The organism is Actinophytocola sp. (assembly GCF_036378875.1).
GTDB lineage: Bacteria > Actinomycetota > Actinomycetes > Mycobacteriales > Pseudonocardiaceae > Actinophytocola.
Window position 1 is genome coordinate 1 of the sequence record NZ_DASUVO010000117.1, and the last position, 19,714, is coordinate 19,714.

General features: G+C 70.5%; 16 protein-coding genes. 13 read left to right on the plus strand and 3 right to left on the minus strand.

The window, feature by feature from the left end; genetic code table 11:
- Window positions 1–63 precede the first annotated feature (63 nt).
- The 7 genes from VF106_RS34240 to VF106_RS34270 all read left to right on the plus strand — a co-directional run bounded on the left by VF106_RS34240 (window position 64) and on the right by VF106_RS34270 (window position 9,626).
- Window positions 64–3,123 (plus strand): DUF3604 domain-containing protein, encoded by a 3,060-nt coding sequence (locus tag VF106_RS34240; protein ID WP_330844073.1) that lies wholly within the window; start codon window positions 64–66, stop codon window positions 3,121–3,123.
- Window positions 3,124–3,148: 25 nt separating this feature from the next.
- Window positions 3,149–4,096: an ABC transporter substrate-binding protein gene (locus VF106_RS34245; RefSeq protein WP_330844074.1), complete on the plus strand. Its 948-nt coding sequence runs from the start codon at window positions 3,149–3,151 to the stop codon at window positions 4,094–4,096.
- A gap of 9 nt (window positions 4,097–4,105) precedes the next feature.
- The gene (locus VF106_RS34250; protein WP_330844075.1) at window positions 4,106–5,245 is read left to right on the plus strand and encodes a quaternary amine ABC transporter ATP-binding protein; all 1,140 of its coding nucleotides are present in this window, start codon (window positions 4,106–4,108) and stop codon (window positions 5,243–5,245) included.
- Window positions 5,246–5,337: 92 nt separating this feature from the next.
- Entirely contained in the window at window positions 5,338–6,213 is an 876-nt protein-coding gene (locus VF106_RS34255; protein WP_330844076.1) for an ABC transporter permease, read from the plus strand.
- A 68-nt stretch (window positions 6,214–6,281) separates the two neighbouring features.
- Window positions 6,282–6,980 carry a response regulator transcription factor gene (locus tag VF106_RS34260; RefSeq protein WP_330844077.1) on the plus strand — a complete coding sequence of 233 codons (699 nt, stop codon included), beginning with the start codon at window positions 6,282–6,284 and terminating at the stop codon, window positions 6,978–6,980.
- Window positions 6,977–8,029 carry an ATP-binding protein gene (locus VF106_RS34265; protein ID WP_330844078.1) on the plus strand — a complete coding sequence of 351 codons (1,053 nt, stop codon included), beginning with the start codon at window positions 6,977–6,979 and terminating at the stop codon, window positions 8,027–8,029. The genes VF106_RS34260 and VF106_RS34265 overlap by 4 nt, the downstream gene beginning before the upstream one ends.
- Before the next feature lie 88 nt (window positions 8,030–8,117).
- Window positions 8,118–9,626, plus strand: a complete 1,509-nt coding sequence (locus VF106_RS34270; RefSeq protein ID WP_330844079.1) for a DUF4153 domain-containing protein — start codon at window positions 8,118–8,120, stop codon at window positions 9,624–9,626.
- Here VF106_RS34270 and VF106_RS34275 read toward each other — a convergent pair.
- The 3 genes from VF106_RS34275 to VF106_RS34285 form a co-directional block, all read right to left on the minus strand.
- Window positions 9,583–10,347 carry a class I SAM-dependent methyltransferase gene (locus VF106_RS34275; protein ID WP_330844080.1) on the minus strand — a complete coding sequence of 255 codons (765 nt, stop codon included), beginning with the start codon at window positions 10,345–10,347 and terminating at the stop codon, window positions 9,583–9,585. The two genes, VF106_RS34270 and VF106_RS34275, sit on opposite strands and share 44 nt — an antisense overlap.
- A 351-nt stretch (window positions 10,348–10,698) precedes the next feature.
- Window positions 10,699–13,605 carry an AfsR/SARP family transcriptional regulator gene (locus tag VF106_RS34280; protein WP_330844081.1) on the minus strand — a complete coding sequence of 969 codons (2,907 nt, stop codon included), beginning with the start codon at window positions 13,603–13,605 and terminating at the stop codon, window positions 10,699–10,701.
- A 59-nt stretch (window positions 13,606–13,664) separates the two neighbouring features.
- Entirely contained in the window at window positions 13,665–14,264 is a 600-nt protein-coding gene (locus tag VF106_RS34285; protein WP_330844082.1) for a hypothetical protein, read from the minus strand.
- A gap of 142 nt (window positions 14,265–14,406) precedes the next feature.
- Here VF106_RS34285 and VF106_RS34290 point away from each other — a divergent pair, with 142 nt between their 5' ends.
- The 6 genes from VF106_RS34290 to VF106_RS34315 all read left to right on the plus strand — a co-directional run bounded on the left by VF106_RS34290 (window position 14,407) and on the right by VF106_RS34315 (window position 19,711).
- The gene (locus tag VF106_RS34290; protein ID WP_330844083.1) at window positions 14,407–14,586 is read left to right on the plus strand and encodes a hypothetical protein; all 180 of its coding nucleotides are present in this window, start codon (window positions 14,407–14,409) and stop codon (window positions 14,584–14,586) included.
- Entirely contained in the window at window positions 14,583–15,632 is a 1,050-nt protein-coding gene (locus VF106_RS34295) for an AAA family ATPase (protein ID WP_330844084.1), read from the plus strand. Before VF106_RS34290 ends, VF106_RS34295 begins: the two co-directional genes overlap by 4 nt.
- Entirely contained in the window at window positions 15,629–16,519 is an 891-nt protein-coding gene (locus tag VF106_RS34300) for a DUF58 domain-containing protein (RefSeq protein WP_330844085.1), read from the plus strand. Before VF106_RS34295 ends, VF106_RS34300 begins: the two co-directional genes overlap by 4 nt.
- Complete coding sequence (locus VF106_RS34305; RefSeq protein WP_330844086.1) at window positions 16,516–17,478, plus strand: VWA domain-containing protein; 963 nt, start codon at window positions 16,516–16,518, stop codon at window positions 17,476–17,478. Before VF106_RS34300 ends, VF106_RS34305 begins: the two co-directional genes overlap by 4 nt.
- 341 nt (window positions 17,479–17,819) lie before the next feature.
- Window positions 17,820–18,494, plus strand: a complete 675-nt coding sequence (locus VF106_RS34310) for a winged helix-turn-helix domain-containing protein (protein WP_330844088.1) — start codon at window positions 17,820–17,822, stop codon at window positions 18,492–18,494.
- Window positions 18,491–19,711, plus strand: a complete 1,221-nt coding sequence (locus VF106_RS34315; protein ID WP_330844089.1) for a sensor histidine kinase — start codon at window positions 18,491–18,493, stop codon at window positions 19,709–19,711. Before VF106_RS34310 ends, VF106_RS34315 begins: the two co-directional genes overlap by 4 nt.
- Window positions 19,712–19,714 lie beyond the last annotated feature (3 nt).

Sequence of the window (19,714 nt, forward strand, 5' to 3'; positions counted from 1 at the left end):
CTCGTTGACCCGCCGGACGCCTCCCCGGAGTATTCCCCGCAACGTCTAGCGAGGAGCGTCGCCATGGCCCGGTGTTGCGGAATCGACCACCACAGCGGCGAGTACACCGAGCAGCAGCGCGCCGACCTCGACGCCGTCCTCGCGTTCAACCGGAGGATGGCGGCCGCGATCGACGACTGCCAGGACGTGGCCGGCGTCGAGGCGCTGCTCGACCCGGACCCGCTGCGGTACATGTGGGTCGACGAAGGCGATGGCCGCCTGCCCGAGTTCCTCCGGCAGGCCGACCACGCGCTCACGACGGCTCCTCCCCTGGCCGGCCATCGCCGCGTCGCCGGTCGTCCGGTGCGCTCGACGGGTGCCGCCGCTCGCCCGTCGGTGGCCACGACACCGGACGGCCGGGTGCTGTACGTCTGGATCGAGTGGGAACGCGGCGTCGGTGAGCGGGTCGTCGCGCTGCTGGCGGACGGGACCGGCGCGGACGGTGAACCGGTCGTGCTGTCCGGGGCGCCGGCGGACTGCTTCCGGCCGACCGCGCTGTTCGACTCCGCCGGCCGTCCGTTGGTCTGCTACTCACGGGCCGGCGAGGACGGTGTGGCCGTGTGGTGCCGCCTCCACGAGAACGGCGACTGGCTGGCGCCAGAACTGGTGAGCACCACCGCGCATCCGTCGTTCAACCAGGAAGCCGTCGCGCACGTCGACGGCAGCGTCGAGGTGTGCTGGCAGGGCCGGCTGGACAACCGGTTCGGCATCTTCGCGCGGCGCTGGGCGGACGGCTCCTGGGGCGAGACGCGTCTGGTGAGCGAGGGTGTCGAGGCGAACGTCTGGGATCCGGCGATCGCGTCGAGGCCGGGTGGCGGCACGGTGTACGCCTGGACCGAGTACGTCGACGGCACCTACCGCGTCGTTCTCCGCACCGCGGGCGCGGACGGTGTCCTCGCGCCGGCACGCGCGGTCACCGGCGGCTCGGACTACGCACTGCATCCCAGCCTCGCCGTCACGACGGACGGGGCGATCTGGTGTGCCTTCGACGTCATCACGGTGCACGGGCACGGTGGTTCCGGCCCGACACGGCTGCGTCCGGCCGACCGGCTCGCCGAGGCGCCAGGCTTCGAGGGCATGCGGGACAGCGGCGACTTCGTCCCGCCGGAGCTGCTCCCGGAGATCACCGCCTCGTTCCGCGTGGTCCGTGTCGACGACGATGGTGTGCGCGATGGCGAGGGCGAACTCGCCCCGGGACTGGACGTGGTGCCGAGCGCGCTGCCGCGGCTGGTCGCCGACGCGCAGGGCGGGCTGACGGTCGCCTACCGCGTCCACCGCCGGCTTCCACTCATGACCTACTACTGGGAGGTCGCCGCCCAGAGCCTCGGGCCGGACGGATGGACGGCCCCGACGACCTTCTCCGCGAGCGACGGCACGCTGGAGGAACCGGCGGTAGCCCCGCTGCCCGGCGGTGCGCTGGTCGCGTGGCAGACCGACGGCCGGCTCGAGCGCGGACTCGCCTGGACCGAGGGCTTCGGCGGGCGGGAGTGCCCGTTCCTGCTCGAGCACCACGGTGAGGTGATCTGGCACGGCATGCACAGCGCGGGCACGGTGCACCGGGCGTCCGTGACGAGCGCGGGTCCCGCTGTGCCGCGATCGAGCGAGGCGCTGGCCGTCGTGCACAGCGCGGAACGGCGTGAGGCGCGGTCGTGGGTCACCGCGGACCGGGACCGTTTCCACACCACGGTCGGCGACACCACCTACCAGCTCTACTGGGGTGACCTGCACCGGCATTCGCTCATCAGCCGGTGCACCTCGGGCGACGAGCCGTCGCTCGAGGACTTCTACCGCTATGCCTGGGATGTCTGCGAGTACGACTTCTGGGCGGTCACCGACCATTCGGAGAACTCGAGTGAGTACCAGTGGTGGTCGATCCAGAAGATCGCCGACCTGTTCAAGGTGGACGGCAGGTTCGTGCCTCTCTACGGCTTCGAGTGGACGGGGATGACCGGGCACCAGAACGTCATCTTCGGGGACGTGCGGCGCGGGGCCCCGATCTTCTCGTCCTATGCGGACGGATCGGACAACCCGGCGCTGCTCTGGGAGAAGATGCGCGAGCACCCCGACTTCCCGGCCATCACCATCCCGCACCACCCAGGGGCGGCCATGGTGCCGTACGACTGGGACTACCACGATCCGGACCACCTGCGCGTCGTCGAGGTGTTCCAGGCCTGCAGGGGCAACTACGAGGACGACGGCTGCTTCCGGCAGTACTCCGACGGCACACTGTCCGGCACGTTCGTGCTCGACGGGCTGCGCAAGGGGCACCGGTTCGGGCTCATCGCCTCCTCCGACCACGGCCACGGCGCGAGCTACGTCGGCGCGTACGCCGAGCGGCTGGACCGCGCCTCGATCTTCGAGGCGCTGCACGCCCGCCGCGTGTTCGCCGCCACGCAGCGCGACATCGTCGTCGACGTCCGTGTCGGCGAGACCTTCATGGGCGGCGAGACAGAGGCGGACGGGCCGATCGAGCTGGCGGCGCGGGTGCGCGGGTACGGCGAGATCGCCCGCATCGACGTCGTCCGCAACGGCGCCGTCGTGCACACGGTCACGCCGGACCTCGGGTTGCCGGCGGGCTGGGGCGAAGTCCACCTGCGACTCGAATGGGGCCGTGGGCACGCGACCGCCGACTGGAGCGGCAGCCTCAACGTCCTCGGTGGCGCGATACTCCAAACCCCGTACTGGAGCCCGGAGATCTGCGCCGTCGACGAGCGGTCGATCGCCTGGTCGGCCACGACGAAGAGCTTCGGTGAACCCTACGGCGCGCAGCGCGGGGGCGTGGAGGTCACGCTCGTCGGTCCGGACGACGCGGTCGTGGAAGTCAAGACGGCGCACGGCGGGCTCACCACGCGGCTGGGAGAGCTGCGAGGCAACGCCGTCGACGTACCGGTCGATGTGGACGGAGGCTTTCGCCTCCAGCCCGGTGTGGGCGGGTTGGCCGGGCTCGGGTCCGGCGAGCAGCGGCTGCGCTGGACGGACGAGCCGACCGAGTCGTCCTGGTACTACGTCCGGGTCTTCCAGACGGACGGCGAGATGGCGTGGTCGTCACCGATCTGGGTCGACCTCCCCGACAACCCCCGCTAATCCTCGTGCAGAGGAAGGAAATCCGTTGAAGAACCGGATCATCGCGGCGATCGCCGCGACGGCACTGCTCGGTGCGTGCAGTTCGACACCGCCGGAGAGCTTCGCGTCCGCCGACGGCGGCGACCACGTCGTGCGTCTGGTGCAGCAGCCGTGGGAGGACCTGATCGTCGAGAACCAGATCGTCTCGGACATCCTCGGCGCGTTGGGCTACCAGACACAGATCAAGGACCTGTCGGTGCCGCTCGGCGCGCAGGCACTCGCCACCGGCCAGGCCGACGCGTACCTGGGGAACTGGTGGCCCAGCCAGGAGTCGACCTACAAGAAGTACCTGGACAGCGGGGACGTGCGTGTCCTCGGCAGCATGGTGACGGGAACCCGGTACGCGCCGGCCGTGCCGGACTACGTGGCGCAGCGCTACAACATCCGCTCGCTGGCCGACCTCTCCGCCCACGGCGCCGACTTCGGTCAGAAGATCCTCGGCATCGAGCCGGGCACGCCGGGCAACCAGTACATCCTGGACGCGATCCAGAAGGACGTGTACGGGCTGGGCACGTGGCAACTCGTCGAGTCCAGCACCCCGGCCATGCTCGCCGAGGTCGACCGGCTCACCGCGACGCGGCAGCCGGTCGTGTTCCTGGCCTGGAGCCCGCACTGGATGAACGTCAAGTGGAAGCTCGTCTACCTCGAGGACCCGCAGCACATCTGGCCGGGGGCGGGAGAGATCCGTGTACTCACCAGAAAAGCCCTCGCCGACGATGACCCGAACGTGACGCGTTTCCTCTCCCAGATCAAGGTCGACACGGACACCGCCTCGACCTGGATCGACCAGTACGGCCAACAGAAGATGCCGGCGGAGGAGATCGCCAAGGACTGGCTCCGCACGAACCAGGACGTCGTCGCGACATGGCTGGACGGCGTCAAGAGCGTCGACGGCGAGGCCGCCGCCGCCGTGGTCAAGTCCAAACTCGGGTAGGAGCACCGCATGCGAGATCAGGAAACGATCATCGAGGTGCGCGGTCTCACCAAGGTCTTCGGGGGCGTGCTCGCCGTGAACAACGTGTCGTTCCGGGTGACCCGAGGCGAGCTGTTCGTCGTGATGGGCCTGTCGGGTTCGGGGAAGTCCACCCTCATCCGGATGATCAACCGGCTGCTGGAGCCGACCGAGGGTTCGATCCACGTCGACGGCGTCGACATCGCCCGAGCCGACCGCGCCGACCTTCGCCGGCTACGCAACCAGCGGATCGCCATGGTGTTCCAGCACTTCGCGTTGTTTCCACATCGGACTGTCCGCGAGAACGTCGCCTATGGACTGAAGGTGCGTGGCGTCGCCGCGCGCGAGCGGCTGGAGCGGGCCGACACCGCGCTCGAGCAGGTTGGCCTCGGGCATCGGGGCGACGCCCGTCCCGACGAGCTGAGCGGTGGGATGAAACAGCGCGTCGGCCTGGCCAGGGCACTCGCCACCGACGCGGACGTACTGCTCATGGACGAGCCGTTCAGCGCGCTCGACCCGCTGATCCGCCGCCAGATGCAGAGCCTACTGCTCCAACTCCAGGACGAGTTCCACAAGACCATCCTCTTCGTCACCCACGACCTCAACGAGGCGATGCACGTCGGTGACCGCATCATGATCATGAAGGACGGCGAGATGGTCCAGCTGGGCACCGGTCCGGAGATCCTCTCCAGCCCGGCCAACGACTACGTCCGCGACTTCGTCGCCGACGTCGACCGAACGAGGGTGCTCGACGCGCAGGCCGTCATGCAGCCACCGCTGCTCACCGCCGGGATCGACGAGGATCCGCGCGACGTGCTGGCCCGGTTGGGAAACGTCGAGGCGAACGGCGCCTACGTCGTCGACGAGGAAAACCACATCCTTGGCGTCGCCACGGACGAACTGCTCGCCAAGGCCGCCACCGAACGCCGGCCAGACCTGCGCACAAGCCTGGTCGACGACTACGGGACGGTCTCCCCTGACACCCCGCTGGCCGAGTTCTGCCACCGCGCGGGCCGCTTCGTCGTGCCGCTCACCGTCGTCGACGACCAGGGCCGGCTGCTCGGCGTGGTTCCCCGGGCCACCCTGCTGGCCGCCATCGCCAACCGCCCCGAGGTGGCCGACCATGCCTAGGATCCCCGCCCGACACACCAACGACACCGGACCACTCATCGGCGCGGCACCCCAGGCCAGCCCACCGGCCACCCGACCCCAGGCGGCCGACCATGCCTAGGATCCCCGTCGGAAGCGCGATCGACACCGCCATCCAATGGCTGATCCACCACGCGGGTCCGCTGTTCGACGGGATCTCGGCGATCCTGCTGTTCTGTGTCAACACCGTGTACCGGCTGCTCGCCGCGCCGATGGCGTTCGTCCTCATCGGGATCCTCGCGCTGGTCGCCGGCCTGGCCGCCCGGCGGGTCGGCATCGTCGTGTTCACCGTGCTCGGGTTCCTGCTCGTCGACGGCATGCGGCTGTGGACACAGACCGTCCAGACGCTCGCGGTCGTCATCGTGGCCGCGGTCATCGCCCTTGCCGTCGGGGTGCCGATCGGCATCCTCGCCGCCCGTCACGGCAGGGCCAGCGTCGCGTTGCGTCCCATGCTCGACCTGATGCAGACCCTGCCGGTCTTCGTCTATCTCATCCCCGCCGTGTTCTTCTTCGGCATCGGCGTCATCCCGGGCGTGGTGGCCACCGCCGTCTTCGCGATCCCGCCAGCGGTCCGCCTGACCGAGCTGGGCATCCGGCAGGTCGACCGTGAGATCGTCGAGGCCGCGCACGCGTTCGGTTCCCGGCCGGGACAGGTGCTCCGCGAGGTGCAGATACCGCTGGCCATGCCGTCGATCATGGCGGGGGTCAACCAGGTGATCATGCTCGCGCTCTCGATGGTCGTCGTCGCTGGCATGGTGGGCGCGGAGGGACTCGGCGGTGTCGTCGTCCGTGGCGTGACCCAACTCGACATCGGCACCGGCTTCGAAGGCGGCCTCGCCGTGGTCATCCTCGCCATCTACCTCGACCGCGTCACCGGCGCGGCCGGTCAACTCTGGGGGCGACGCGGCCTCCCTCGGCGCGGCGGCTCGGCGGTGGCCGTGCCGGCCTGACCGCGTCTCCACAGGATCTTCACATCTTGCACCGACGCTCTCCACGGTCGATCCCTAGAGTCGGTGCCATGGAGCCAGGAAGACGGCTCGTGCTCGTCGTGGAGGATGACGTCACGATCGCCGAGTCGATCACCGCGCGGCTGCGTGCTGAGGGGTTTGTCATCGAGGTCGCGCACGACGGTCCCGCCGCGGTGGCCGCGGACGCCGAGCACGACCCCGATCTGGTGGTGCTGGACGTGATGCTGCCCGGGTTCGACGGGCTCGAGGTGTGCCGCCGGATCCAGACACGCCGTCCCGTCCCGGTCCTCATGCTCACCGCGCGCGCCGAGGAGACGGACATGCTGGTCGGCCTCGGGGTCGGCGCGGACGACTACCTGACCAAGCCGTTCTCGATGCGGGTGCTGACCGCGCGGGTGCACGCGCTGCTGCGGCGGGTGGAGCGCTCTGCGCGGGCGGACGCCGCGGACGCGCGGATCGTGCTCGGCGATCTGGAGATCGACATCGACCGGCGGCGGGTGGCGCGCGGCGGCGTCCCGAGCCAGCTCACGCCCATCGAGTTCGACCTGCTCGTGCACTTCGCGCGGCGGCCGAGGGCTGTGCAGCCAAGGGAACGCCTGCTCAACGAGGTGTGGGGCTGGGACACACACACCAACGCCTCGGGCACCCGCGCGGTGGACAGCCACATCAAGGCGTTGCGGCGCAAGCTCGGCGCGGACCTCATCCGCACCGTCCACGGCATCGGCTACGCACTGGAGGTCGGCCCGTGAAGGTCCGCGCGTTCACGGGCAAGCTGGCCGACCTGCTGCCGAGGCCGCTCGACCCGATCCGGTCGATCAAGCTGAAGCTCGCCATCCTGATGGTCTGCTCGGGTGGGGTCGCGTTCGCGTTCTTCAACTTCACGATCGGCTGGCTGCCCCCACGCACCACGATCACCGCGATCGTGCTGGCCCTGATCACCTCGCAGATCCTGGCGCACGGGATGACCAGACCGCTGCGCGAGATGACGACCGCCGCACGGGCGATGGCCAGGGGCGACTACACCCGCCGCATCCGCGCCACGACCCGCGACGAGGTCGGCGAGCTCGCGCACGCGTTCAACCAGATGGCCGCCGACCTCGACATCGCCGACCAGCAGCGCCGTGAGCTGATCGCGAACGTGTCACACGAGCTGCGCACGCCTATCACCGCGTTGAACGGTGTGCTGGAGAACCTCGTCGACGGGGTCGCCGAGCCGGACCCGGAGACGTTGCGGACCGCGCTCGCCCAGACCGAACGGCTCGGCCTGCTGGTCACCGACCTGCTCGACCTCTCCCGGATCGACGCGGGCGCGTTCCCGCTGGACCGGGAGGAGTTCGACCTCGAACTGCTGCTCGACGAGGTCGCCGCCGAGGCCGAGGTGATGGCCGCCGCCGTCGGCAGAGGCGTCCGGTTCCTCGTGGACGTCCAACCACCGGCGCCGAGCGTGGTTGCCGATCGCGGCCGGCTCCACCAGGTCGTGCTCAACCTGCTCGACAACGCGGCCCGGCACGGCCCGGCGGGCGGCAAGGTGCACGTCTGGGCCGAGGCCCGCAAGGACGACGTCGTGATCGAGGTCCGCGACGAGGGGCCCGGGATCCCGGCCGGGGAGCGCGACCGGGTCTTCGAACGCTTCACGCGAGGCGAGCGGGCCGGGGGTGGCGGCACCGGGCTCGGCCTGGCCATCGCCCGGTGGGTCGTCGACCTGCACGGCGGGAGCATCAGCGTCGTCGCGCCCGAACAGCTCGCGCCAGGCGAACCCCAAGGCGGCCGCATCCGCGTGGTCCTGCCCATTCGCTGACCTCCCAGCACATTCCGCGGCCCAGTGTCCCACCGGGCAGCTGAGCCATGCCCGAAAGCCTTGTACGCCAACACTTCCTGGAGACCTCATGCCTGAAGACGCCACACCTGGCCTCGCCGACACCTCCATGCTGATCCGACCCAAAGCGCCACCGAAGTCGGCCATGGTGCCGGTGCCACCGTCGCTGCTGCCCGCCGCGGCCGCCGCCGGGCTCGCCGCCGCCGTGCTGCTGCCGCTGGAACGACCCGGGGTCGGCTGGGTACTGACCGGGTTCGCCGTCGTGGCGGCCGTCGTCCACACCGATCGACGGTCCCGCCCCGCCGACGCGCCCCGGCACTTCACCCGCATGAGCCCGGTCTGGGCGGCCGCCACGCTCGCGTTGCTGGCCGCCGGGTTCGTCCGCGCGTCGGAGTGGCTGTTCGTGTTCTGCGTGCTCGCCGCGTGTGTGACGGGCTCGCTGGCGGTCGTCGGCCGACGGACGGCGAGATCGGTGCTCTACGAGGTGTTCGCCGTGCCTGTCGAGGCGCTGCGTTCCCCGCCGTGGCTCGGGCGTGCGATCAGACAGCGGGCCGAGGGCGGCGACCCCGACAGGCGGCGGCGGATCGGGCTGTCCGTACTGGCTTCGGCGGTGCTGCTCGCCGTGTTCGTCCCGCTGTTGAGCGGCGCGGACGCGACGTTCGCACACCTGGTGGAGTCGATGACCCCCGACTCGGACGCGGGCACCGTCACCGGGTGGGTCTTCGCGTTCGGCGTGGCCGGTTTCGGCGTCGTCGGTGCCTGCTACCTGCTCTCGTCCCCGCCGCCGCCCGAGGACGAGAACGCGACGCGACGACGGCTGGCGCACCGGATGGAGTGGACGTTGCCGCTGGGCGTCCTGACGGCGTTGTTCGCGGTGTTCGTCGCCGTGCGGCTGGTCGTGCTGTTCGGCGGCGACGAGTACATGCGGCGGACCGACGGGCTCACCGCCGCCGACTACGCCCGTGGCGGGTTCTGGCAGCTGTGCGTGGCCACGGTGCTGACCCTCGCCCTCGTGGGAGCGGCACTGCGCTGGGCACCGAGGAACACCACGGCGGACCGGATATGGCAGCGCGCGTTGCTTGGTGCCCTCAGCGCGCTCAGCCTGGTGCTCGTCGCGTCCGCGCTCGATCGCATGTGGACATACCAGCAGGCCTACGGGTTCAGCGTGCTGCGACTGCTGGTCGAGGCATGCGAGATCTGGCTGGGCGTGGTGTTCGTGCTGGTCATGATCTCACTGGGGCGGCTGCGCACGGCCTGGCTGCCCCGCGCGGCGGTGGGCGCCGCGGTCGCTGCCCTGCTGGCGCTGGTGGCGCTCGACCCCGAACGGTTCATCGCGGACCGCAACATCGACCGGGCGGAACAGGGTATGCCGCTGGACATCGAGTACCTCAGCGGGTTCTCCGCCGACGTCGTGCCCGCCGCCGAGCGACTACCGGAACCGCAGCGTTCGTGCGTGCTGTACGAGGTGGCCCTGCGGCTCGACGACGACGGCTGGACAGCGTGGAACCTCAGCCGGTCGGAGGCCAGGGAAGCCCTCAAGCAGTTCGGGAGCTTCGACCCACCCCTTCCTCCTTGCTGAGGAGGAAGTAGGCGTACCGCTCGTCGAGCTGGTTTCTCGGCACCAGATGGATCATCTGCGGGGTGAAGCCACAGCTCTGCGCCAGCTGCCAGAAGGAGGAAATTGGATAGGTCGTCATCGCGGCGACCGCGGTGGCGTAGGACCGGCGACGGGGTTTGGTCGACCAGCGGCCGTCGTCGTACTTGACCTGGATGAGCGCGAGGCCGCCGGGGGCGAGGAGGTCGCGGGCGATGCGCAGGATTCGTTCCCCGTACTCCGGCGTGGGAATCAGTTCGAACACGTAGAAACAAAGAAATACGTCGCACTGCCCGCCGACCAGTGGAATCGCCTTCTCCGGCTCGACGACGTCGATCGGCACGGACCGGAACGGCGTGTCGCACACGGACGCGACCTGCCGTGCACACTCGCCGAGTGTTTCGGTCGAGATGTCGACCCCGACGAACTCCCGCGCCCGTGGCGCGAAGTGCACGGCGTTCGCGCCGCCGCCGCAGCCCCATTCGACGACCCTGCCCCACGGACGGTTGAAGCCGACCATCCGCGCGCCACGGTCGAACAGCTCAAGGTGCTCGCGACCGATCTGGGACCACAGGTCGCCGTCGGCAAACCCCGGAGCGGCGCGCCAGTGCGAGTTCGCCGCCCATCTCTTCGCGTCCGGGCGGGCCCAGTACCGCTGCGAGTCGGCGGAGATCCTGGCTTCCGACTGCTTGAACCCGACACTCACGAGAAGCCTCAACCACAGGTCTCTCGCGCGTACCGCGAACCATTTTCCTCGGTCGACCACGGTGTGAAGTTGTTGTGTATAGCGTTGGTTCGCACTATGCGTGGACATGCTCGCACTCCTCGGCAACCGTTCGGCTCTGCCGGTGTACGTCTCACCAAACGCCGGCGGATCGTTGCCAGTTCTCTACTTCGCGGTGACGCTACGCCCTGACAATCGCGGCCCCAAGAGGAGCGTTACCGGACACAGCGCCTCCACCACCCCCTGGATGATGGAGGCGCTGTGCAGCCGATCCACGGACCTGACTTTACGGTCCGTGTTTGGAAGGAATCTGGATGTCGGTTGGACGGGGATTTACCGCTGTCCAGCCGAGTCGTGGGAGGACGTGAGAGCGGCGATGACGGTCCTGGCGCGTTCCGCCTCGTCGTGGTCGCCGGTCTCGGTCGCGATGCGCAGTGCGGCTCTGTGGTGGGTGAGCGCACCCGGCCGCCCGGCGGCGTGCACGGCCTCGCCGAGCCCGTTGAGCACACTCGCCTCGCCGTAGCGGTGTCCGCTCTCGCGGAACAGGGCGAGCGCCTCGGTGAGCTGCTCGACGGCCAGATCGTGCCGGCCGAGGCGGGTCTGGACCGGGCCGAGGTTGGCGAGCGCGACGGCCTGCCCGTAGCGGTGCTTCATGTCCCGGAACAGGGCGAGTGCCTCGGTGAGGTGCCGGTCGGCGTCCTGGTACCGGCCCAGGTACATGTCGGCGTCGCCGAGGTTGGCGAGTGCGCTGGCCTCGCCGACGCGGTCACCGAGCTCGCGGAACAGCGTGGCCGCCTCGTCAAGGTGGGCGGCGGCCTGCTGGTGGTGATCGGGCCGGAGCTCCAGGCAACCGAGGTTGGTGAGGACCGCGGCGATACCGTGCCGGTTACCCAGCCTGCGGTACAGGGCGAGCGCGTCGCCCAGGTACTGAGCGGCGGTCTCGTGCTGGCCCAACCGGTCGGCGACGATGCCGAGGTTGGACAGCGTGCGTGCCTCGCCGTGCCGGTCGCCGGTCAGCCGGTGCAGCGTGAGCGCCTGGGACAGCCGGTCGATGGCCGGGTCGTACTGGCCGAGCAACCGGTAGACGGCCCCGAGGTTGGTGAGGGCGTACGCCTCGCCGGCCCGGTCGCCGGACTCGGTGGCCGCGCGCAGACCGTAGGTGTGCACGGTCAGCGCGTCGGCGTGGTGCCCTCCTTCGAGGTACCGGAACAGGGCGTTGGCCAGGCCGATGGCGTGGCTGGCGAGTCCGCGCGTCGCCGCGTGGGCACACGCCGCCACCAGGTTGCGGCGTTCCGCGTCCAGCCAGGCCCTCGGTTCCGCCGTCACGACCGCGGGCAGCGGCGCGTTCGTCCTACCGTCCCGGCGTGGCGCGTCCGTGGGGTACAACAGGTCCATGGCGGCCTCGGTCGCCGCCAGGTAGTAGTCCAGCAGCCTGGTCAACCCCGCGGTGCGGTCCGTCTCGGCGTCCAGTTCGGCGGACAGCTCGACCGAATAGGCACGCAGCAGGTCGTGCATCCCGTAACGGCCTTGGGAGTCGACCACGACGAGGTGTGCCCTGGCGAGCACGTCGAGCAGCCGGCTCGTCTCCTCGGTGGCGTGGCCGGCGAGTGCGGCCGCCGCGTGGAGATCGAGGTCCTGGCCGGGGTGCCAGCCGAGCGCGCGGAACACCAGTGCGGCGTCCTCCCGCAGATGACGGTAGGACCAGGACAGCACCGTCCGCACCGCCGCCCGGGAGTCGCCGCCCGCGTCGAGGAGTCGCAGTCGTCGTTGCCGGTCCCGCAGCTCACCGGCGAGCCGTGCCAGCGGCGCCGCCGACCGGGTGACGGCGAGCTCGGCGGCCACGCGCAGCGCGAGCGGTAGCCGGGCGCACTGCTCGACCAGGTCGCCGAGGGCGGCCGGGTCGTCCCAGGCGCGCGCACCGATCAGCTTGTGCAGCAACGTTCTCGCGTCCTCTGGCGAGAGCGGGGCCAGTTCGAGGCGGTGCGCGCCGTGTCGCGCGACCAACCCGGCCAGGCTGTCCCGGCTGGTGACCACGACGAAACAGGACGGGGTGCCCGGCAGGAGGTCCCGTACCTGGTCGACGGAGGAGGCGTTGTCCAGCACGACGAGGACCCGCCGGTCGGCGATCTCGGTCCGGTACCGGCTGGTCCGCGCGTCGTCGGTGATCGGGACGTCGCCGGGCGCGAGACCGAGCGCCTCGAGCAGCCGGGCGAGGGCCTCGCTCGGCCGCACGGGTTGGTCCGGGTCGTAGCCACGCAGGTCGAGGTACAGCTGCCCGTCCGGGAACCTGTCCCGGACCCGGTGCGCCCAGTGGAGCACCAACGCCGTCTTGCCGACCCCCGCGGTCCCGGACACCGTGCAGATCGGCACTGGACCCTGGTCGGACTGGGTCAGCAGCCGGTCCAGCTCGGCCAGTTCGTCCACTCGGCCCGTGAAGCCGGCCACGTCCGCCGGTAGCTGCGCCGGGACCGGTGCGGGTGGGGCCATCCGCGGTTTCTCCCGCACGAGGGTCCCGTGCACCTCCGCCAGTTCGGGCCCCGGGTCGACGCCCAACTCCGTGACGAGCGCACGGCGGGTCCGGTCGTAGACGGCGAACGCCTCGGCCCGCTGCCCGGCCGCCGCGTACACGCGCATCAGCATGGCCGCGAGGGGTTCGTCGAGTGGCTCGCGCGACGCTGCCTCGGCAACGGCCGGCAACGCGTCGGGCGCGTGCCCGGTCTCGATCATCGCCTTCGCGTACGCCAGCACCGCGTCCCGTCGCGCCCCCAGCAGGGCGAGCACCGCGGGGTGGTCGGCGAACGCCGGCAGGTCGGCCAGCGGTGGACCCTGCCACAACGCGAGCGCCTCACCCAGCGCCGCCGCCACCTGCTCCGGCCGACCCCGCTTGACCGCCTCCCCCGAGGCACGCACCAGGTCGTGGAACTGTTCGAGATCGATCTGGTCCAGCGGCACGCGCAGTGCGTACCCCTCGCCGACCGTCGGCAGGCTCGGGCTGCGCGCGTACGCGTGCCGGTCCGGGTCGAGCGCTCTCCTCAGGTGTTTGACGTGTGTCTGGATGATGTTCGTCGCGCTGGGCGGCGGCTGGTCTCCCCACAGCGCGTCGACCAGCTCGGTCCTCGGCAGCACGTGACCCCGTGCCAGGACGAGGAACCCGAGCACCGCCCGGCGCCCCGGCGGGCCCAGGTCGAGCTCGTGACCATCCCGCCACGCCCGCACCGGCCCGAGCACTTGGACGCGCACACCCACCCCACCCATCCGGCCCGACCCGAACTCACCTTGGTCAGGTAGTCACATGTCTGTCAAGCACGTGGTCCGGAAGCAACATGAGACGCCCGCAGGATGTACGCGAAGGTCACTGCGGCGACGCCGACGGCCGTGGACCACCAGGGAAATACTGCCAGCCACTCGTCCAGCCAGTCCGACGAGGGCACACCGGAGATCAGGCTGGCACGCAGGACGTGCCGCGACACCGCGAACAGCAGCGCGCTGACCGCGCCGCCGACGAGCACGAACCAGCCGAGCGTCGACAGCCGTCCTGGCACGGAGTCCGAGGAGGGACCTTCCTGAGACGCCGTGCGCAGGAAGCGATGCAGCAAGAACAACGCGCCAAGCGCGAAAAGCGCCTGCGGGACCTGGTCGCCGATATCGGCGATCCGTTGGGTGGCGCTGGGACTGTCCACGCAGACGCTCGTGCCGCTGGGGGTCACCCGCGCGCCTTGTTCGAGCGGCCCTGCCTGGCCACCGATCTCGACGCACGTGGGATTCGCCCCGGTGCCGGGAAGCCAGCCGAGCGCGGCGATGTTGGCTATCACGACCACCATGGCACCAATGCCGAAAATCCACGTGACCAGACGGGTGACGCCGGTCAGCGACCGCAGAGGATTCCATGCCGTGCGCACGATCCCATCACCTCACAACCTGTCGTTTTGCTATTCAAAGATAGCGGCGACAGCCGGGGCGCGCTTAACACGCATTTTGCTTATCTTCTTTTTCGGTTCGGCTTGTTGCGATGGATCCGTAAACGCGACGAAGGGATCCATGATGCGGATCAGGACAATGGCAGGCATCGCGCTCGCGGGGACGGCGTTCGCGGTTGTCGGTGGTGTCGCCTACGCGTCGGCCGACGAGAGCGAGCCGACCCTGCGGATCGTGACCGAGCAGGAGCAACCGGCGCAGGAGCTGAACTGCCCGGAGAAAGGCAGTGAGGGGACCGGGCTGTGACGGCACCCGCGCAGCTGCTCGAGCAGACGCTGTTCGAGGTCAAGCGGTTGATCGTCGGGCAGGACCGGTTGGTGGAGCGGCTCGTCGTCGCGCTGCTCGCCGACGGACATTGTCTGCTGGAGGGTGTGCCGGGGGTGGCGAAGACGTTGGCCGCGCGCACGCTGGCGACGGTGGCGGGCGGTGGTTTCTCCCGCATCCAGTTCACGCCGGACCTGGTGCCGTCGGACATCGTCGGCACCAGGATCTACCGGTCGTCGCGGGAGAGCTTCGACGTCGAGCTCGGTCCGGTCATGGCGAACGTCGTGGTCGCCGACGAGATCAACCGCGCACCGGCGCGGGTGCAGTCGGCGCTGCTGGAGGCGATGGCCGAGCGGCAGGTGTCGATCGGCGAGCGCAGCTATCCGGTCCCGGCGCCGTTCCTCGTGCTGGCCACGCAGAACCCGATCGAGTCGGAGGGCGTGTACTCGCTGCCGGAGGCGCAGCGCGACCGGTTCCTCATGAAGGTCGTCGTGGACTACCCGAGCGACGACGAGGAACTCGCCATCCTGTACCGGGTGGGTGTGCGGCAGCCGGACGTCCGCGCGGTGCTGTCTCCACCGGTTCTCCTTGAACTGCAAGAAAAGGCGCGGGACGTGCACGTGCACCACGCGCTGGCGCAGTACGTGGTGTCGTTGGTGCTCGCGACCCGCGAGCCGGCTCGTTTCGGGCTGGCGGACGTCGAGGCGGCGGTGGAATTCGGCGCGTCGCCGCGAGGGACCCTCGGGTTGGTGGCGGCGGCGCGGGCGCTCGCGTTGCTGCGTGGCCGTGAGTACGTGCTGCCGGCGGACATCCAGGACCTGGCGGTGGACGTGTTGGCGCATCGGCTGGTGCTGTCGTTCGACGCGCTGGCCGACGGGGTGTCGCCGGCGGCGCTCGTGATGCGGGTGCTGTCCGCGGTGCCGGTGCCCGTGGTGGCGCCGCTGCAGTCTCCTGAGCGGAGCTTGCGGAGCGAACATCATTCCGACCGGAGCCTGCGGAGTGAACATCATTCCGATGATGCGGCATGACGGATCTGGTGCAGGAGCAGCGGTTGCGGCGGCTGGAGCTGACGGTGACCCGCCGACTGGACGGCTTACTGCGTGGCCAGTACGCGGGGTTCCTGCCGGGTGGGGGGACGGAGATCGCGGGCAGTCGCGAGTACCGGCCCGGCGAGGACGAGGTGCGCCGGATGGACTGGGCGGTGACCGCCCGGACGGGTCTGCCGCATGTGCGGGAGACGATCGCCGATCGCGAGCTGACGGTGTGGGTGCTGGTGGACGCGACACCGAGCATGGACTTCGGCACCGCACGCGTGGAGAAGCGGGAGCTGGCCGTGTCGGCGGTCGCGGCCGTCGGGTTCCTGACCGCCGGCCACGGCAACCGGCTCGGCGCGATGGTGCTGAGCCCCACCGGTCTGCGGCGGTTTCCCGCGCGGACCGGGCGGGCACACCTGCTCGGTCTACTGAGGACACTGCTGGCGGCACCGCGCGGCGCGCCGGGTCCTGCACCGTCCCTTGCGGACGCGCTGGACGCGCTGCACCGGGCGTTGCGGCGACGCGGGCTGGTGGTGGTCGTGTCGGACTTCCTCGACGACGGCTGGGAGTCCGCGTTGCGCCGGGTGGTGGCGCGGCACCAGGTGATCGCGGTGGAGGTGGCGGACCCTCGGGAGCTGACACTGCCGAACGTTGGCGTGCTGACCGTGGTCGATCCGGAGACGGGTCGCCGCCGCGAGGTGGCCACGGCGTCGCGGCGGGTTCGCGAGCGGTACGCGGCGGCCGCGGCCGAGCAGAAGGCGGCCGTGCGGGCGTCGGTGCGGCGGGCCGGGGCGGCGCATCTGCCACTGCGGACTGACAGGGACTGGGTGGCGGACATCGTCCGGCACGTGTACCGGCAGCGACGACTGGCGGTGCGATGATCTTCCTTTCCGCCGGCCGCCTGTGGCTGCTTGTCGGGGTGGCGGCTCTGGTCGTGGTGTACGTGGTGATGCAGTTGCGGCGCAGCCGGTTCGCGGTGCGGTTCACGAACCTGCCGTTGCTGGAGAAGGTCGCGCCGACCCGGCCCGGCTGGCGACGGCACCTGCCGGCCACGCTGTTCGTGCTCATGTTGGCGTTGCTGGTGATGGGTTTCGCGCAGCCGGCGGCGGCCGTGCAGGTCCCCCGCGAGCGGGCAACGGTGATCATCGCGGTGGACGTGTCCCCGTCGATGGGCGCCGACGACGTGCCGCCGGACCGGCTGGCCGCCGCCCGCGACGCCGCGCACGACTTCGTGGACCTGCTGCCGGGCGAGTTCAACGTGGGCCTGGTCGCGTTCGCCGGTGACGCGCAGATGGTGGTGGCGCCGGTGACCGACCGCGAGGCGCTGCGCGCCGGCATCGACCGGCTGGCGGTCGGCACGACGGTCGCCCGCCAGGGCACCGCCATCGGCGACGCGATCGCGACGTGCGTGGCGGCGGTACGCACGGTCGACGCCGAGGCGGCCGAGGAGCCGCCGCCGGCACGGGCGGTGGTGCTGTCCGACGGCGCGAACACCGCCGGCATCCAACCGTCGGCCGCGGCAGACGAGGCGGCCGCGGCGGAGATCCCGGTCGACACGATCTCCGTCGGCACACCGGACGGCGTCATAGAACTGGGCGGCGCACTCCAGCCGGCCCCCGTGAACGGCGAGACGTTGCGGGAGGTCGCCGACCGTACCGGCGGCAGCTACCACGAGGCGGCCACGGCGGGCGAACTGCGCGAGGTGTACGCCGACATCGGCAGCTCGGTCGGCTACCGCACCGAACAGCAGGACATCTCCGACCGCTTCATCGGCATCGGCCTGCTCCTGGGCCTGGCCACCGCAAGCACCTCACTGCTGTGGTTCTCAAGACTCCCCTAGCCCCAAACCGCGCGAGTCTCGCGTTAGGCCCCGGCGAGTCGCGCGTTCAGCACCCCTGAGTTTCGTTTTCGTGTACACGCGGGCGTTCCCGAAAACGTAACTCGCAGGGGCCGAAAGCGAGACTCGCGGAGTCGGGGCCTCGGTTGCTGGTGGTGGGCTGCTCGCCGGCGTGGTCGTCGGCGTTGGTGGGCCTGTCGGCCGGTATGCCGGTCAGCCGGCCGGGGTGGCTCCCCCCACCACCCCGGCCGGGGCCGGGGCGCTCGGTGATCTGGTTGTTCATGGCGCCTCAGGCATAGTGGATGTGTGGACCGCTGGTCGGCGCGCGCGGGGAGGTCATCGGCGTGAGGCTCTTGCTCGTCGAGGACGAGGCCGAACTCGCGGAGGCCGTCCAGCTCGGCCTCGTCAGGGCCGGGTACGCCGTGGACGTCGCGCACACCGCGGCCGCCGCGTACGAGAAGCTCACCGTCAACGACTACGACCTGCTGCTGCTCGACCTGACCCTGCCGGACGGCGACGGGTTCACCATCTGTCGCTCGATCCGGTCCGGCGAGATGCCCGCGGTCGGCGGCACGGACCTGCGGGTGCTCATGCTGACCGCCCGTGGCGCGCTGGCCGACCGGGTCCGCGGCCTCGACGACGGCGCCGACGACTACGTGGTCAAGCCGTTCGCGCTCGACGAGCTGGTCGCACGGGTGCGTGCGCTGCTGCGCCGCGAGGTCCGTGGCGGCGGCTCGGTGCTGAGCGTCGGCGAGCTGACGCTCGACCTCGCCCGACACGAGGCGCGGCGTGGCGACCGTCAGCTTTCGTTGTCGCCCAAGGAGTTCGGCGTGCTGGAGTACCTGATGACCCGCCCGGGGCACGTGGTCAGCGCCGAGGAGCTGCTCGAACACGTCTGGGACGAGAACGCCGACCCGTTCACCCAGACCGTCCGCGTCACGATCGGGACGCTGCGCCGCAAGCTGGGCGGTGACCGTCTCATCGAGACAGTCGTCGGAAAGGGGTACCGGCTCACGTGATCCCCCAGTTCGTCCACTCGACACGGTTCCGGCTGACCGTGCTCTACTCCACCCTGCTGTTCGCGCTCACCGCGATCGCGCTCGCGGTGATCTACTTCGCGGTCATCGCGGCCACCGACCCGAAGCCGATCACCCAGCAGTACGAGGCACAGCTGGTGAAGTTGAAGGCCGACGGCAGCGAGATCCCCCTCGGCACCATGACGGTCGCCGAGGTCGACGACATCGAGTCAGCCGCCAACCTCCAAACTCTGCAGAACCTGCGCACCTACTCCGCGGCCGTGCTCGGCGGGATGTTCCTGGCAAGCCTGGGCATCGGCTGGGTCCTGTCCGGTCGCGCACTACGTCCCGCACTCGAGATCGCCCACACCGCAAGGGAAATCCAGGCGACCGACCTGTCCCGCCGCATCAACCTCGACGGCACCAAGGGCGAGCTGCGCGACCTGGCCGACACCATCGACGCCATGCTCGACCGCCTCGACGACGCCTTCCAGGCACAACGCCAACTCATCGACGACGCCTCCCACGAACTGCGCTCACCACTCGCGATCATCCGCGCCCACCTGGACGCCGCACTCACCGCACCGGACGCCTCCCCCACCGAACGCGAACGGGCGGTCGAGGTGATCGACCGGGCCACCAACCGCATGTCCCGCCTGGTCGAGGACCTCCTGGCCACCGCTCGCCGCTCCGCCGACGCCCTCGCCGACACCGACACCGACCTGTCCACGATCGCCAACGAGGCCAGCGAGGAGTTCACGGTGCTGGCGGCCTCACGCGGCGTGCGACTGACCACCACGCTCACCCCCGACCTCGTGCTCATCGGCGACCACGACGCACTGCGCCGCGCCGTCGGCAACCTGTTGTCCAACGCCGTGCGTCTCACCGACTCGACCATCACCGTCGCCACCGGCCGCCACGACGGCTGGCTCTGGCTCACGATCGCCGACGACGGTCCCGGCATCCCAGACGAGGACCAGCCCAGGATCTTCGACCGGTTCTGGCGCCGCGCCCAATCCCCCGCCCTCGACGACCGACACACCGGGCTCGGCCTGGCGATCGTGCGTCAGATCGTCGAGTCCCACGACGGGCGGATCACCCTGTTCTCCCAAGCGGAGCAGGGCAGCACGTTCGTCCTGTGGTTCCCGGCGCGGGACAGACCCTACGGCGCGCCACCGCCCGAGGTGCCGTCGATCCTGCCAACGCCGGCCGAGATCTGACGG